The following is a 15,477-nucleotide window of genomic DNA, read 5'->3' as shown; positions in this document are numbered from 1 at the left end:
GTGGCCCAACTGGCCACCGGTTGGACGCTGGGAGGATTTGCGCAAACTTTTTGTAACAGGTTTACGCAAACCATCTGTAGAAGGTGGTTTATGACTATTTGTAGAGTTTTTTTTTGAAGCATGTTCTAGTTCTTGAATCCGTTTTTCTAACTTAGAGAATGTTTCTTCAAATAAAGAAATAACAGCTTCAGGTCCTTTTTTATATGCATCTAAAATGATTTTTCGATCGACCATCCTATTCACCCCCCTGTTTGATATACTCAGTATTTACAAATGGGAGGCATATGAAACTAGTAAAATTAAAAAAAGACACCAAAAGGTGGCTGAGTAGTTACCAAAAATGGATATTAATAAATAAAACGGGCTTAATAAAATTAAGCTCGTTTTATTTATTTTGCTTAAGAAAGAAATGGAACAGTGGTATATATGATACCTGCCCCATCATACTCTCCTGTCGCAAAGTATGAAAATGTAAAGAAACCTGTGACCGTAAAAATTACAATAAGAAAAAGTGTGAAGATAAATTTTAACATGTAAGGTCCCCTCATCCAAAAATAACTTCATAGAGTATTATAGTATACGAATATTTTATTTCCAATTGTTTACTGGTTAAAAATGAGAAGTCAGACATGTTTTGTATGTTGTAATGGAATGATTATTTGTAATGGATTTTGTATTTTTTGTAAATGTCATATTGTGATGGACGTGTGCATACTCCCAATCATGATCATTAAAATTTATGTTTCGGGGAGGGAGAAGTGGAACGACATCGAACAAGTTGACGAAACGAAAGCTACTAGCTACTTGTAGTTTATAATAATTTCGAAAAGCGATATCTCCTACTTTTGGAGAAGCGAATGTATAAAGTCCATACTGTGCGAAGGCAGTATTTATACGTGCATCTAATATGTGTAATGTGGCAAGCGCACCACCTAGACTATGGCCAGTAGCTAGCAGTTTTTTATGTGCTGGCAATGATACGAGCATATCCATAATAGAATCACGACAAGACTCATAAATAGAGAGAAAGCCGTTATGGACATTTCCGCTATTTAAAGCATAAGGATAAGGTTTTTGATTGACGAGAGAGTCAATAATCCAATCAGGGTCTGTTTGAGTGCCCCTGAAGGCAACGATAATTGTATCCTCAGATTCTAATATAAACCCGAACCATTCTGTTGTTTGAATGGCTTTTCCTTGAAACCCTTGTACATATTGAAAACCATCTGGTATTTCGAAAATACCATTTTGTTTATATTGTTCATACGTTAACTCACAACAAGAAGCTAACAGTATGGCAGTGTCTTTATCAAAGGATAAAGGAGTACGCATTAAGGAAGCCCTCCTTAAGAAAAGGTATAGTTTAATATATGCGGTGAGGAACTTGATTCATGCTTTTGGAAAAAAGACTTGAACCTACAGTTACGTGAGGGAGTATGATTTTTGTAAACATATTGTTAGGAGGAGTGTAAGATGAGCAAAAGGGAAGGCTGTTCAATTGGTGAGTTTGCAAAGAGGACAGGCACATCAATACGGACACTACAATATTACGATGAAATTGGACTACTTAAACCTGGAAAGAATGTTAGCTCTGGTCACCGTGTGTACAAAGGAAAAGATATATTAGAACTACAGAAAATAGTGAGTCTTAAAGTATTAGGATATAGTTTAGAAGAAATACGCGTTATGCTGAAAATGCCAAGTTTGAATGTAAATTTAAAAGAAACGTTGGAACAACAAAGAAAAGCCTTTGAAGAAAAGAGAAGACACATTGAAGTTTCGATAAAGGCGCTTGAACGAACAATGGTATGTCTTGAGGAAGATGAAGAGTTGGATAGTGACATATTAATGAGTCTAATTAACAGCATTCAAAAAGAAAACGAACAACGTTTATGGCTTGAAGGATATGTATCAAAAGACTTGGCTGATGGATTATATAATAAGTCGGAAGAAGAGGGCATAGCACTTGATAAAGAGTTTGTGCGTTTAGCAAAAGAAGTGAAAAGATTATTCGGAAGACAAATTGAGGATTCAGAAGTGCAAAAATTGGTTGATGAACATATGAAGGCGACTCTTAAGTATGTTGGTGAAGAGACAATGTATTCTTTAGGTAAATTAGAGAATGTAGAAGAACAATATAATAATATGATGCCATCTCCTTACACGGAAGAAGAAGAGACATGGCTTAATGAAGCGATGGAGTATTATATGATTCGAAATGGTATGTATAGCCCTCCGCAGTAAAAATAAAGTGCCATAGTCATAAACTTTAGAGAAATGCCTCCGATGTTTTTTTGCATTGGAGGCATTTTTTACTCTTTTCCATCTAAAAGGTGAACAAGGCCACCTAATATACTACTTTCACCAGTACTTTATAATGCTGGGCTTGTAAGAGGTTTGAAAAAATAGTCTGTATATATTTGAACGATGATTACCTATTTACTTGTGTTTGTTCGCACTATATACCGAAAATTTCGGGAAACGAAACATATTATTTATCTGTTTGTTTTTGCTTTTTTTTCAAATACTCCGCACGTAATTGTTCAAGTTGCTGCTTTTTATCAAATTTGGCAGGCTTCTGTTTTTCATGAAACTTTGCCACAGCTACCTGACTTTTGGAATCCAATTGATATTTTCCCACTTTGTTCACCTACTTTTCTTGTCTTGAAAGAGAATCTATTCAACAAATATAATATACCTTATTTTACTGAAGTAAACCTTATTACTTTATTTCATCTGCTTTTTCTCGTTTGTAGACGTAAATTAAAACACCCTTTCACTGCATTACTGCAAGCAAGGGTGTTTAATTTTAGTATTATATTAGTCGATGGACAAGCCTGCATAAGGGCCCTTTTTACTCTTTCCCATCCAATAAACGACCAAGGCCACCTAATACACTACCTTCGCCAGTACTTTGCGCTGCTGGGCTTGTAAGGCGTGCTGCTAATCGGCTAAGTGTTAAGGACTGAATCCAAACTGTTCCAGGACCTTCTAATGTTGCGAAGAATAAACCCTCGCCGCCAAATAGAGCTGTTTTTACTTTACCAACGAATTCGATATCATAGTTAATATCTTTTGTCATGGCAACGAGACAACCTGTATCAATGCGAAGTTTCTCACCAGGTTTTAATTCACGTTTATATACAGTTCCACCTGCGTGCATGAAAGCAAGGCCGTCACCTTCAAGTTTCTGCATGATAAACCCTTCACCACCGAAGAAACCAGTTCCTATTTTTTTCGTAAATTCAATTCCGATAGAAACACCTTTTGCGGCACAAAGAAAGGCATCTTTTTGACAAACTACTTTTCCTTGATATTCTGTTAAATCTACAGGAATAATTTTACCAGGATAAGGAGCAGCAAATGAGACGTGGCGTTTGCCGTGACCTGTATTTGTAAATACAGTCATAAACATACTTTCGCCTGTAACGAGACGTTTACCAGCGCCCATTAATTTGCCGAATAAACCGTTAGATGGGCCAGAACCGTCACCAAAGATTGTTTCCATTTCAATGTAATCTTCCATCATCATCATTGCGCCAGCTTCTGCGATAACGCTTTCTTTTGGATCTAATTCAATTTCAACAAACTGCATATCATCGCCATATAGCTTATACTCGATTTCATGTGCTTGCATTTTTTCACCTCATAAATATGTAGTAATTATATTGTACAGAAGTTAAAAGAATTAGAGTACTGTATTTTTGTTAATTTTTGAATAAAAATAGAATGAAAATTTAAGGTTATACTAGGATTATAAAAAATGATGGAATGAAAGTGTTCTCATTTGACGTTTTCGATATAGCATGATATAGTGAAAGCACTATTGAGCTACATAATGTGGTACGGAAATAAAGCACGTTGTATTAAAGGCTGTAAGCTTGTTATACATTCATGTCCTTTATATCCACCTTTTCATGTGGATTCATAGTTTCATTTTTATTTAGGAGGTACATGACATGCAAACAGGTAAAGTTAAATGGTTTAACGGCGAAAAAGGTTTTGGCTTCATCGAAGTTGAAGGCGGAGAAGACGTATTCGTACATTTCTCAGCTATCCAAGGCGACGGCTTCAAAACTTTAGAAGAAGGTCAAGAAGTTTCTTTCGAAATCGTTGAAGGAAACCGCGGACCACAAGCAGCTAACGTTACAAAAAACTAATTAGCTAGCGATAAAAGCATTCCGATTTTCGGAATGCTTTTTTTTATTCTTTGGAACTAGATTCATTTGAAGATAATTCACCTTTGAAGGTACGTTCTTCAAAATCATCAAGCATTTGTTCATATTCTTCATGCTCTTCTGTAGCGAAAACTTGTGGGTTTTTCCCGTACATATCCGTACCGATAAAGTTTTCAAAATCCTCCACGTAGCCTACGTTTTCTTCACTATTTACATACATGCCATTATAGTTTTTTGAATCTTGTCTTTCTAAATCAGACGGCGTTTCAGATGTTCCGTAATTTGCGACATCTTGCCACGCATCTTCCGCATCGTACTCAACAGAATGGTCCTCATCATGCTTGTGGAAAGAAGGAGACAACACTTCTTCTTCAACTGGCCGTGTATTCATATTTAACTTATTTGTCGCGTGCTGTATGCATGTTGTAGCAGTCGGCATTGCTTCCAATCTTTCAAATGGAATTTCTTCGCCAGACACTTCACAAATGCCGTACGTACCCGCTTCTATTTTTTGTAGGGCATGTTTCGTCTCCTCAAGCTGTTTATGCCAAAGTTCAATAAGCCCGAAGTCTTTTTCACGTTCATATAGCTCTGTAGCCATATCACCTGGATGGTTGTCATAGCTAGACAGTTCTCCTACTGAATCGCGTTCAGAAGCACGATCTGTATTTTCATGAGTTTGTATCGTTTGTTCCAGTTCTTGTTTTTGTTTTTCTAAAATGGATTTAAATTGACCTACTTGTTGTGGAGTTAACATAGTCGTCCACCTTCCTACAATTCAGTTTCTTTACATAGTATGAGCGTTGAGAGTAGGAATTATGAGATGAATTTCAGATATGAAAAAGGAGCCGCATAAGCAGCTCCTTTTATAGAAAGTATCCAAGTAATAATCCGATTCCCATTAGGAAACCGAAGATTGTATTTGTATTTGCTGTTGCAATCATCGCAGGTACCATTTCCATTGGAATGCTTTTGCCGATAAAGCCTTTCGTCGCTTTAAATGCTTTCGGTGCACTTAAAAATACGATAAGCATCCATGGTGATACGATGCCCACGATAATTAAAGCAATTGTCCAAATGTAGGAAACGATGAACATCGAAGCAAGTACACCAACAGCTCTTTCACGTCCAACGAGAATTGCTAACGTTTTACGACCGTTTTCTTTATCGCCATCCAAGTCACGAATATTATTAGCTAGTAAAATGGCACCAATTAAAATGGAGCTTGGAATAGATAGTAAAATGACTTCTGATGTTACAGTGCCAGTTTGAATAAAAAATGAAATCCCAATAATAATGACACCCATAAATAATCCGGCTGTCAACTCTCCAAATGGTGTATATGCAATTGGAAGTGGGCCACCTGTATAAAGGTAAGCAACGGCCATACAAACAAGACCGATTGCAGCAAGCCACCAACTAGAATTTATACAAATATAAATACCTAATAGTATTGCGATGCCGAAAAATCCAAATGCTAAGTTAAGCACTGTTTTTGGCTGAATGCCATCGCGAACGATAGCGCCGCCGATACCAACTGAACCTTCGTGATCAAGTCCTCTTTTATAATCAAAATATTCATTAAACATGTTTGTTGCTGCTTGAATGAGAAGACAAGCAAGAAGCATCATAAGGAAAAGAGGAAGATGTATTTGATTTATACCTCCGACCTGCATCGAATATGCTGTTCCGATGAAAACAGGTACGAAAGCGGCTGTTAATGTATGGGGACGTAGTAAACTCCACCAGATGCGCCAGCCTGTTTGCTTACTTGGCTTTGGCGCCGTAGGAGAGGAATTCGTTTTGACGTTCATTTCCATGGTGAATCCTCCTTTGGTCACATATTGTACACAACTAAGTGTAGAAAAAGCATCATTTAGTGTCAACGTTTATTTTCTAGGAAGAGAAGGTGAATTTCTCAGAAATGCTAAACGTTGACAGGCCTTTCGTTTGAGGTGTATCTTAAAATCAAGCGTAATTATGACTATTTTTCGCCCATAGGGGGGAGACAATTGTGATTCAAACGAAACAAAAAGGTTTGCAAGAAGTTCTTATTGCAGCTATCAAGCGTGCAACTAACGAAAAAACATTGGTTAGTTTTGTAAAACAAATAGACTGGGTGGATCCACTTCTGTTCTATGCAGCAGGAAAAAGGATTTCATTCGAAAATAGATGTTATTTTGCAGACCCGGCTCAGCATGTAATATTTGCAGGAATTGGCTCTGTTTTCACTATAGCAAATTCTTCTCATAAGCGCTTTCAAACCGCTCGCGACGAGTGGGAGAAAGTAAAAGAGAATGCATTTGTCCAAAGAGATGAATATGAATTTGGAACGGGTCCACTTTTATTTGGTGGTTTTTCCTTTGATCCAGAAAAAGAGAAAACGGACCTATGGAAAGAGTTTAAAGATACGACATTTTCACTACCAGCATTTTTATTAACTGTAAAAAATGAAAAAGCATGGTTAACGATGAATACATTTGTTTCAGCAACAGATTGTGCAGAAACTCTTTATAACGAAATGATTTCTTTAGAAGAGAAAATTTTGGGAGAGAGTAAATGTGCGCTAAACGGATCGAAATTAGCTGTTATTTCTAAAGTAGAAGTGGATCCGAAAGGCTGGATGAAAGCAATTGAAAAAGTACAAGATGAGATGAAGCAGGGTAACGTGCAGAAGGTTGTATTGGCGAGGGAACTTAAATTAGAGATGAATCATTCGATTGATTCTGCTCTCGTTTTAGAAGCACTTCGCATTGGTCAACCGGATTGTTACGTATTTTCTTTTGATTATAAAGGAGCATGCTTCTTAGGAGCGACGCCTGAGAGATTAATTCGCAAAGAAGATGAGAAATTTACATCGATGTGTCTTGCGGGTTCAATCGGTCATGGTCATTCTATAGAAGAAAGTGAACGAAATAGTAATGCGCTTCTTCATGATGAAAAGAATTTAGCTGAACATGGGTATGTTGTTAACATGATTCGCTCGGTACTAAATGAACATTGCGAATACGTTAATATTCCGGAAAGCCCAGGCTTATTAACAACGAAAAACTTAATTCACTTATATACGCCTGTAGAAGCAAAAGGCGATGCAAGTCTTTTAACAATGGTAGAAGAATTACATCCAACACCAGCTCTTGGCGGGACACCTCGTTTGGAAGCGATGAAACTGATTCGTGATGTTGAATTGTTAGACAGAGGATTGTATGGTGCACCGATTGGCTGGATAGATGATGAAGGAAATGGTGAATTTGCGGTTGCACTGCGCTGCGGATTATTAAACGGCGAGAAAGCATCCTTATTTGCCGGTTGTGGTATTGTAATTGATTCAATCCCGCAGCTTGAATATGAAGAAACAAGTTTGAAGTTTAGACCGATGCTTGGTGCTTTGGAGGAATTAATGAAATGAACAATCATATAGAAGCATTATCATATTATTTAGGCGCGTTCGTGGATGAACTGACGCGTCTAGATGTATGTGATGTTGTCATTAGTCCAGGCTCACGGTCAACGCCGATTGCTTTACTAATGGAACAACACGAAGGAATGAACACATATTTACATGTAGATGAAAGATCAGCAGGATTTTTCGCGCTCGGTATTGCGAAAGCGAAAAAACGCCCAGTAGCATTATTATGTACGTCAGGAACAGCAGCAGCTAATTACTATCCAGCTGTATGTGAAGCTTTTCATTCAAGGGTCCCGCTTATCGTCTTAACAGCGGATAGACCGCATGAATTAAGAGATGTGGGTGCACCACAAGCAATGAATCAATTTAATTTATACGGTACTTTTGTGAAACAATTTACAGAGATGGCACTGCCAGAAGCGAGTGAAGCGATGTATCATTACGCTCGTATGACGACGCAGCGCATAGTAGCAAGTGCTTGTTTAGCGCCGCAGGGTCCTGTTCATCTTAATTTTCCAGTTCGCGAGCCACTTATCCCCGATTTCTCACTAGAAAGCTTATGGGATAAAGGACGTAGTGAATATACAGGAGTAGTTCAGCAAGGAAACGTGACGATGCCGAGTGAATATGTAGATTCTCTTGTAGGGCGCCTTTCACATATGGAAAAGGGGCTTATTATTTGTGGTGATGATAGTCATTCGGAAATTGCAATGTTTGCCACAGAACTAGCTGAAAAAACTGGCTATCCTATATTAGCAGACCCACTTTCTAATATTCGTAGCGGACACCACGATAAAACGATGGTAATTGACTGTTACGATACATTTTTACGAAATGAACAGTTAAAAAAAACGTGGAAACCGGACGTTTTAATTCGCTTTGGTGGTATGCCTGTTTCTAAATCATTAACGCAGTTCATAAAAAAACAAACGAAAGCAGTTCATATCGTTGTCGATGAATCAGGACAATGGAGAGATCCAGCTCTTGTTGCGACAGAAGTTGTGCAAGCAAGTGACATTGAATTTTGCAAGGAAGTAATAGAAAAAATGCCAGTTATGAAGAAGAATGATTGGTTCGTAATGTGGCAACATATAAACGAAAAAACGAAGGAAACGCTTCGTGAAATAGAAACATATGATACTGCATTTGAAGGAAAGGTTATTACAGATATTGTACGCGTATTACCAGAAGGAGCAACATTATTTGCGAGCAATAGTATGCCAATTCGTGATACAGACTCATTCTTCTTCACATCGGATAAAAATATTCAAGTGATGGCAAACCGCGGTGTAAATGGGATTGATGGAATCATTTCGACAGCTTTAGGAGCGAGCATTATTTGCGATCCGCTCGTATTAGTGATTGGTGATTTATCATTTTATCACGATTTAAATGGGCTATTAGCAGCGAAATTACATGAATTAAACATAACAATTGTCGTTGTAAATAATGATGGCGGGGGTATTTTCTCATTCTTACCACAATATGAGAAAAAGGAACATTTTGAATCATTATTTGGAACTCCAATTGGGCTTGATTATGAGCACGTTGTCAAAATGTACGGTGGTTCATTTAGCCGTGTAAATGGTTGGGAGCAATTCCGTGAAGAAGTACAAAAGGGAGCAACGACAAAAGGTTTACACGTTGTGGAAATTTGTACGAACCGTGATGAAAACTTAACATTGCACCGTACGTTATGGGCAAAAACACAGGACGTAATTACTACATCATTGCAAGGTGAATCAAAATGAACGTAACACTGCAAGGTGTATCGTATGAATATGAAGTAGTCGGGAGCGGGGAACCACTTCTACTTCTTCATGGTTTTACGGGAAGCATGGAAACGTGGCGTTCTTTTATCCCTTCATGGAGCGAGCAGTTTCAAGTTATTGTAGTAGATCTTGTTGGACACGGAAAGACCGAGAGTCCTGAAGATGTTGCACATTATGATATCCGAAATGTGGCATTGCAAATGAAAGAACTATTAGATTACCTTCAGATTGAAAAAGCACATATACTTGGCTATTCAATGGGCGGTAGATTAGCGATTACGATGGCATGTCTATATCCAGATTATGTACACTCTCTTTTATTAGAAAATTGTACAGCTGGGCTCGAAAACGAAGAGGATAGAAAAGAACGTCGTGAAAAAGATGATCGACTTGCTAATAAAATTGAGCGAGAAGGCGTTCAAAGTTTTGTTTCTATGTGGGAAAATATTCCGATTTTTGAAACGCAAAAACGTTTAGCAGAAAACGTACAAGAAGCGGTGCGAAAAGAACGGCTTGCTAACAACCCAAAAGGGCTCGCGAATAGCTTGCGCGGCATGGGAACAGGGGCTCAGCCTTCATGGTGGGATGAGCTGAAAAACTTAAAAATACCTGTTCTTTTAATGAACGGAGAATATGATGAAAAGTTCTTTCGCATATTAAAAAACATCGAAAAATGCGTTTCTGATGCGAAAATTGTCAAAATTGATGGTGCTGGCCATGCAATTCATGTGGAACAACCGGAAAAGTTTGATACAATAGTAAAGGGATTTCTAAAAACTATGCAGTGATGCTTTTTTCAGCAAGAAGGAAGTCACACTTATAGAGGAGATCAGAAATATACAAGGAGGTAGTTGTAATGGCTATTGAATGGGTAACAGAAGGCAATTACGAAGATATTATTTATTCAACATACAATGGTATCGCAAAGATTTCGATTAACCGCCCTGAAGTACATAACGCATTCCGTCCAAAAACGGTAATGGAGTTAATCAATGCATTTGCACACGCTCGTGATGATGCAAATGTTGGCGTTATCATTTTAACAGGAGAAGGTGGACGTGCATTCTGTTCTGGCGGCGACCAAAAAGTTCGCGGTCATGGTGGATATGTAGGTGACGACCAAATCCCACGTCTAAACGTATTAGACTTACAACGTCTAATTCGCGCAATTCCTAAACCAGTTATCGCAATGGTAGCAGGTTATGCAATCGGTGGAGGACACGTACTTCATATCGTATGTGACTTAACAATCGCTGCAGACAACGCTGTATTCGGACAAACAGGTCCTAAAGTAGGAAGCTTTGACGGTGGATACGGAGCTGGTTACTTAGCTCGTATGGTAGGCCACAAGAAAGCTCGCGAAATTTGGTACCTATGCCGTCAATATAGTGCTGGGGAAGCACTTGATATGGGCTTAGTAAACACTGTAGTACCATTAGAAGAGCTTGAAGCAGAAACAGTACAATGGGCACAAGAAATCTTAGCAAACAGCCCAATGGCACTTCGTTTCCTAAAAGCTGCATTCAACGCAGACACAGACGGTCTAGCTGGTATTCAACAACTAGCTGGAGATGCAACGTTATTGTACTACACAACTGACGAAGCAAAAGAAGGTCGCGACGCATTCAAAGAAAAACGCAGTCCGGACTTCGGTCAATTCCCTCGTTTCCCTTGATCAAAAGCGGAAGCGGCTCGCTTAGAATGTGAGGGGGATGGAGCTTCTGACGTAGAGGCGCTTTTTGCCTCGTAGGAAGAAGTGAAGCCACCGAACATTCTAGCTGCTGTAGCTGGATGTTTTAAAAGCGGAAGCGGCTCGCTTAGAACAAGAGGGCGTTGGAACTCCTGACGTAGAGGCGCTTTTTGCCTCGTAGGAAGGCGTGAAACGACCGACTGTTCTAGCCGCTGTAGCTGGATAAGGTCAAACCGGAAACAAAACAACTAAGAGACTTGATATCATATCAAGTCTCTTTCTTTCATGAAAGGAGAATGAATGATGGAGACGATGCCAAATTGGTTAATGCAACGTGCATTTTTAACACCAGATCGCACTGCAATTGAAATAGAGGAAGAGAAAGTTACTTTTATGGAGCTACATGAAAAAGTAGTATCTGTTTGTGAACACCTCACGCATGTTGGAGTGGAGCGAGGGCAAAAGGTGGCTGTTCTGATGAAAAATGGTATGGAGATGATTACAGTTATTCACGCCCTATCTTATGTAGGTGCAGTAGCTGTGCTTTTAAATACGCGTCTTTCAAGAGAAGAGCTACTTTGGCAAATGGATGATGCTGAAGTTGTTTGTTTAGTAACGGATCAAGATTTTGATACTAAAGATGTTCCTGTTTATTCATTCGCCGAAGTGATGAATGGACCAAAAGAGGAAGCCTCTATACAAGAAGAGTTTTCTTTAGAAGAAGCGATGACAATTATTTATACGTCTGGGACGACAGGCAAACCGAAAGGCGTTATTTTAACGTACGGCAATCATTGGGCAAGCGCAGTCGGTTCGTCGCTTAATTTAGGACTTCGTGATGATGATTGTTGGTTAGCCTGCATGCCGATGTTCCATGTTGGCGGGCTATCTCTTTTAATGAAAAACATTATGTACGGCATGCGTATTTTACTTGTTCCGAAATATGATGCTGATTTTATTCATAAAGCACTTCAAAAAAGAGGAGTAACAATTATTTCTGTCGTTTCTAAAATGTTAACTGATTTATTAGAGCGACTTGGGGCAGAGACATATCCATCTTCTTTACGATGCATGTTACTTGGCGGAGGACCAGCGCCAAAACCACTATTAGAAGCATGTGTAGAAAAAGGGATTCCTGTATATCAAACGTACGGTATGACAGAAACATCTTCGCAAATTTGTACGTTATCCGCAGATTACATGTTAACGAAAGTAGGATCAGCTGGAAAACCACTATTTCAGTGCCAACTTCGTATTGAAAAAGATGGCGTAGTAGTGCCACCATTTGCGGAAGGTGAGATTGTAGTAAAAGGACCGAACGTAACAGGCGGTTACTTTAACCGTGAAGATGCGACGCGAGAGACTATTCAAAACGGATGGCTTCATACTGGCGACCTTGGTTATTTAGACGAAGAAGGTTTTTTATACGTATTAGATCGCCGCAGTGATTTAATTATTTCTGGCGGAGAGAATATATATCCAGCTCAAATTGAAGAAGTGTTGCTTTCTCATCCGGCAGTAGCGGAAGCTGGTGTTGTCGGCATGGCTGACGATAAATGGGGACAAGTACCAGCTGCTTTTGTTGTGAAAAGCGGGGCGGTAACAGAAGAAGAAATTCTTCATTTTTGCGAGGAGAAATTAGCGAAATATAAAGTGCCGAAGAAAGCATGTTTCTTAGAGGAATTACCACGTAACGCTTCGAAAAAATTGTTAAGACGAGAGTTAAGACAATTAGTGGAGGAGATGTAGGTGGAAATAAAAAAAGCGACACTGTATATAACGGAAATGCCACTCGTAATCCCGTTTGCTGCAAGCTACGGGACTTACGAAAAGCGTGAGAGTATCGTTATTGAATTAGAGGATACGGACGGGTACATCGGATTTGGGGAAGTCGTTGCATTCTCTGAACCGTGGTATACGGAAGAAACGGTGAAGACAGCGCTGCATGTACTGCAAGACTTTTTAATACCTGATTTATTAAAGGCTGAAATTTCTCATCCGAATGAGGTACCGGGTCTATTTCAACATATAAAAAGAAACCGAATGGCAAAAGCCGGAATAGAGGGGGCTGTTTGGGATTTATATGCGAAGCGTCAAAAGAAATCGCTAGCGACAGTACTTGGCGGAACTAGTCATGAAATTGAAGTCGGCGTTGTAATTGGGATCAATACAATTCCGGTTATGTTAAAACAAATCGAGAAGTACGCCGAAGAAGGATACGAGCGTTTTAAAGTGAAAATAAAGCCAGAGCATGATTATGAGTTATTAAAAGAAATTCGAAAAGAGTTTCCGCATATCCCGCTAATGGCAGATGCGAATTCAGCGTATACATTAGCGGATACGGAGAGGCTGAAACGACTAGATGAATTCCAATTAATGATGATTGAACAACCGTTAGCGGATTACGATTTTCTTGATCACGCGGAGTTGCAAAAGAAAATTGAAACGCCGATTTGTTTAGATGAAAGTATCCATAGTTTAGAAGATGCGCGCGTTGCGATTACGCTTGGTAGTTGCCGCATCGTTAACATTAAGCCAGGGCGAGTAGGCGGATTAACAGAGTCGGTTCAAATTCATAATTATTGCATGGAGCATAACATACCCGTTTGGTGCGGCGGTATGGTAGAAATGGGGATTTCACGAGCGCAAAATGTTGCTCTTGCTTCACTGCCGAACTTTACGATTCCTGGTGATATATCCGCTTCTAGTAGACATTGGCAGAGGGATATTATTTCACCGGAAGTGACGCTTGAGGGCGGGAAAGTGATTGTACCGCAAAGTGTTGAAGCTGAGTATAAAGTTGACCGCGAAAGATTGGAAGAAATTACGAAGCAGCGGATTGTTTTTGAGCGGTAAATGGAAGTTTCATTAGGATGCCCGCAAATAGCGAGAGGATTTTGTCGTTCATTGTCGGTAAGTCGATATAATTGGAAAATCGCTGATATAATTTTATTTACCAAGGTTACTTTAACGAGTAGCCTTTTCGTATTGTACAAATTGGATAGACTAGTTTACAATCGAGCGTATAAAAATGGAATGGAAAAGGGGGAGTAAAATGAAGCGCATTTCAATTTTAATAGCTGATGATGAGGCGGAAATTGCTGACTTAATTGAGATACATTTAGAAAAAGAAGGGTACCATGTTGTGAAAGCAGCGGATGGGGAAGAGGCAGTTCATATTATTGAAACGAAGCCAATCGACTTGGTAGTTTTAGATATTATGATGCCGAAAATGGATGGTTATGAGGTGACGCGTCAAATTCGCGCGAAACATCATATGCCGATTATTTTTTTAAGCGCGAAAACTTCGGACTTTGATAAGGTGACAGGTCTTGTACTAGGTGCGGATGATTATATGACGAAGCCTTTCACACCAATAGAATTAGTTGCACGTGTAAATGCACAACTGCGTAGGTTTTTTACGTTAAATCAACCGAAAGTAGCGGAGAGTAAATCTGCTTTAGAAATAGGCGGAGTCGTAATTAATCCTGAGCGCAGGACGGTTGATGTGTATGGTGAGCAAATTGAATTAACGCCGAAAGAGTTCGATATTTTATATTTATTAGCGAGTCATCCGAAGAAAGTATACAATGTGGAAAATATTTTTCAGCACGTATGGGCGGATGATTATTATGAAGGTGGAAATACAGTAATGGTACATATTCGTACTTTGCGGAAGAAACTTGGAGAAGATAAAAGAAAGGATAAATTAATAAAAACAGTGTGGGGAGTAGGTTATACTTTCAATGGCTAATATGATGAAAAGTTTTCGATTTAAAATGATTGCCTTATTTGCGTTAAGTATGGTGCTTGCAGCAACTGTAACTTATATAATTTATAAAGGATTGCAGTTGTATTATAAAACGATGGTTCGCTACGAAGAGCCTTTAGCACAATTTAGGTCAATGGTAAGGGAATTTGGAGACATTAACTTCTTTTTAATTTTCTTTATTCCGTTATCTATTATCTTTTTCTTCTTTTTGACAAAAACGTATTTAAAATACTTTGATGAAATTTCTAATGGGATTCATCATCTTGCGAACGGTAACTTTACGAATAAAGTTCAAGTTTCATCAAATGATGAGTTTGGAGTGCGCCCATACGGGCATGTAGAGAATCTCCTTAGACAAGAGATGGGAGTCTGTGCTTAACTCATTTACCACCTTGCTTACCTAGAAGGGGAAACCCGGAGGGGACCAGAGCATGCAAGGAAAGCCCTAAGTTACCAAAATGACCTAGGTACGACTGAGGGGCAAGGTAAAAATGTTATGAATAAGGATGAAGGCTAAACTGCTTGAACCATAGTCCAAAGTGGAGTATCGTCGCCCGAAGTGCAGGGTCATTGAAACGCTTCGCAGTCTAAGAATGGAAATATTGCCGAAGTTTCCATTGAACATACGTGTTACGTATGGCAGACCAAAGACTGAC

The 15,477-nt window shown here is 39.0% G+C and carries 16 protein-coding genes and 1 pseudogene; 10 read left to right on the top strand and 7 right to left on the bottom strand.

Annotated features, from left to right (window positions below; genetic code table 11):
* The 3 genes from ATL10_RS29130 to ATL10_RS29120 form a co-directional block, all read right to left on the bottom strand.
* Positions 1 to 234, bottom strand: a 234-nt coding sequence (locus ATL10_RS29130; RefSeq protein WP_258375828.1) for a DUF6444 domain-containing protein, incomplete at its 3' end; no start/stop codon positions are given.
* Between the two features lie 164 nt (positions 235 to 398).
* Positions 399 to 533, bottom strand: a complete 135-nt coding sequence (locus tag ATL10_RS32060; RefSeq protein ID WP_016079902.1) for a hypothetical protein — start codon at positions 531 to 533, stop codon at positions 399 to 401.
* Between the two features lie 76 nt (positions 534 to 609).
* Entirely contained in the window at positions 610 to 1,332 is a 723-nt protein-coding gene (locus tag ATL10_RS29120) for a lipase family protein (protein ID WP_001260112.1), read from the bottom strand.
* Positions 1,333 to 1,473: 141 nt separating this feature from the next.
* On the opposite strand from ATL10_RS29120, the gene ATL10_RS29115 reads away from it, so the two are divergent.
* The gene (locus ATL10_RS29115) at positions 1,474 to 2,244 is read left to right on the top strand and encodes a MerR family transcriptional regulator (protein ID WP_000043962.1); all 771 of its coding nucleotides are present in this window, start codon (positions 1,474 to 1,476) and stop codon (positions 2,242 to 2,244) included.
* 247 nt (positions 2,245 to 2,491) lie between these two features.
* Here ATL10_RS29115 and ATL10_RS31460 read toward each other — a convergent pair whose 3' ends face one another.
* Complete coding sequence (locus ATL10_RS31460) at positions 2,492 to 2,641, bottom strand: hypothetical protein (protein WP_000521642.1); 150 nt, start codon at positions 2,639 to 2,641, stop codon at positions 2,492 to 2,494.
* A 213-nt stretch (positions 2,642 to 2,854) separates the two neighbouring features.
* Complete coding sequence (locus ATL10_RS29105; protein WP_001147841.1) at positions 2,855 to 3,637, bottom strand: TIGR00266 family protein; 783 nt, start codon at positions 3,635 to 3,637, stop codon at positions 2,855 to 2,857.
* A gap of 322 nt (positions 3,638 to 3,959) precedes the next feature.
* On the opposite strand from ATL10_RS29105, the gene cspD reads away from it, so the two are divergent.
* Entirely contained in the window at positions 3,960 to 4,160 is a 201-nt protein-coding gene (gene cspD, locus ATL10_RS29100) for a cold-shock protein CspD (RefSeq protein WP_001193052.1), read from the top strand.
* 43 nt (positions 4,161 to 4,203) lie between these two features.
* Here the strand turns inward: cspD and ATL10_RS29095 are convergent, their stop codons facing one another.
* Together ATL10_RS29095 and ATL10_RS29090 are read right to left on the bottom strand one after the other, a co-directional pair.
* The gene (locus tag ATL10_RS29095) at positions 4,204 to 4,935 is read right to left on the bottom strand and encodes a yteA family sporulation protein (RefSeq protein ID WP_000957398.1); all 732 of its coding nucleotides are present in this window, start codon (positions 4,933 to 4,935) and stop codon (positions 4,204 to 4,206) included.
* Positions 4,936 to 5,044: 109 nt separating this feature from the next.
* Positions 5,045 to 5,998, bottom strand: a complete 954-nt coding sequence (locus ATL10_RS29090) for a 1,4-dihydroxy-2-naphthoate polyprenyltransferase (protein ID WP_110498129.1) — start codon at positions 5,996 to 5,998, stop codon at positions 5,045 to 5,047.
* Between the two features lie 194 nt (positions 5,999 to 6,192).
* On the opposite strand from ATL10_RS29090, the gene ATL10_RS29085 reads away from it, so the two are divergent.
* The 8 genes and pseudogenes from ATL10_RS29085 to ATL10_RS29040 all read left to right on the top strand — a co-directional run.
* Positions 6,193 to 7,587, top strand: a complete 1,395-nt coding sequence (locus tag ATL10_RS29085) for an isochorismate synthase (RefSeq protein WP_090976759.1) — start codon at positions 6,193 to 6,195, stop codon at positions 7,585 to 7,587.
* Positions 7,584 to 9,338, top strand: coding sequence for a 2-succinyl-5-enolpyruvyl-6-hydroxy-3-cyclohexene-1-carboxylic-acid synthase (gene menD, locus ATL10_RS29080; RefSeq protein WP_075717051.1), 1,755 nt, complete (start codon positions 7,584 to 7,586; stop codon positions 9,336 to 9,338). Before ATL10_RS29085 ends, menD begins: the two co-directional genes overlap by 4 nt.
* On the top strand, positions 9,335 to 10,147 hold the full coding sequence (menH, locus tag ATL10_RS29075; RefSeq protein WP_110498127.1) for a 2-succinyl-6-hydroxy-2,4-cyclohexadiene-1-carboxylate synthase: 813 nt from the start codon (positions 9,335 to 9,337) through the stop codon (positions 10,145 to 10,147). The genes menD and menH overlap by 4 nt, the downstream gene beginning before the upstream one ends.
* A 68-nt stretch (positions 10,148 to 10,215) precedes the next feature.
* Positions 10,216 to 11,034 (top strand): 1,4-dihydroxy-2-naphthoyl-CoA synthase, encoded by an 819-nt coding sequence (gene menB, locus ATL10_RS29070; protein ID WP_065229489.1) that lies wholly within the window; start codon positions 10,216 to 10,218, stop codon positions 11,032 to 11,034.
* Between the two features lie 318 nt (positions 11,035 to 11,352).
* A complete protein-coding gene (locus tag ATL10_RS29060) occupies positions 11,353 to 12,798 on the top strand; it encodes an o-succinylbenzoate--CoA ligase (protein ID WP_139213246.1) in 1,446 nt (481 codons plus the stop codon).
* Positions 12,799 to 13,905, top strand: a complete 1,107-nt coding sequence (gene menC / locus ATL10_RS29055) for an o-succinylbenzoate synthase (protein WP_090976765.1) — start codon at positions 12,799 to 12,801, stop codon at positions 13,903 to 13,905.
* A gap of 199 nt (positions 13,906 to 14,104) precedes the next feature.
* Entirely contained in the window at positions 14,105 to 14,803 is a 699-nt protein-coding gene (locus ATL10_RS29045; protein ID WP_090976770.1) for a response regulator transcription factor, read from the top strand.
* Positions 14,796 to 15,140 (top strand): annotated as a pseudogene (locus ATL10_RS29040) (HAMP domain-containing protein); the annotation flags it as partial. The gene ATL10_RS29045 and the pseudogene ATL10_RS29040, both read left to right, overlap by 8 nt.
* Between the last annotated feature and the right edge of the window lie 337 nt (positions 15,141 to 15,477).

Origin of the sequence: Bacillus sp. 196mf, from assembly GCF_003217275.1 — a bacterium.
In the GTDB taxonomy this organism is placed as follows: domain Bacteria; phylum Bacillota; class Bacilli; order Bacillales; family Bacillaceae_G; genus Bacillus_A; species Bacillus_A thuringiensis_S.
This window is presented reverse-complemented; position numbering and strand designations above follow the sequence as displayed.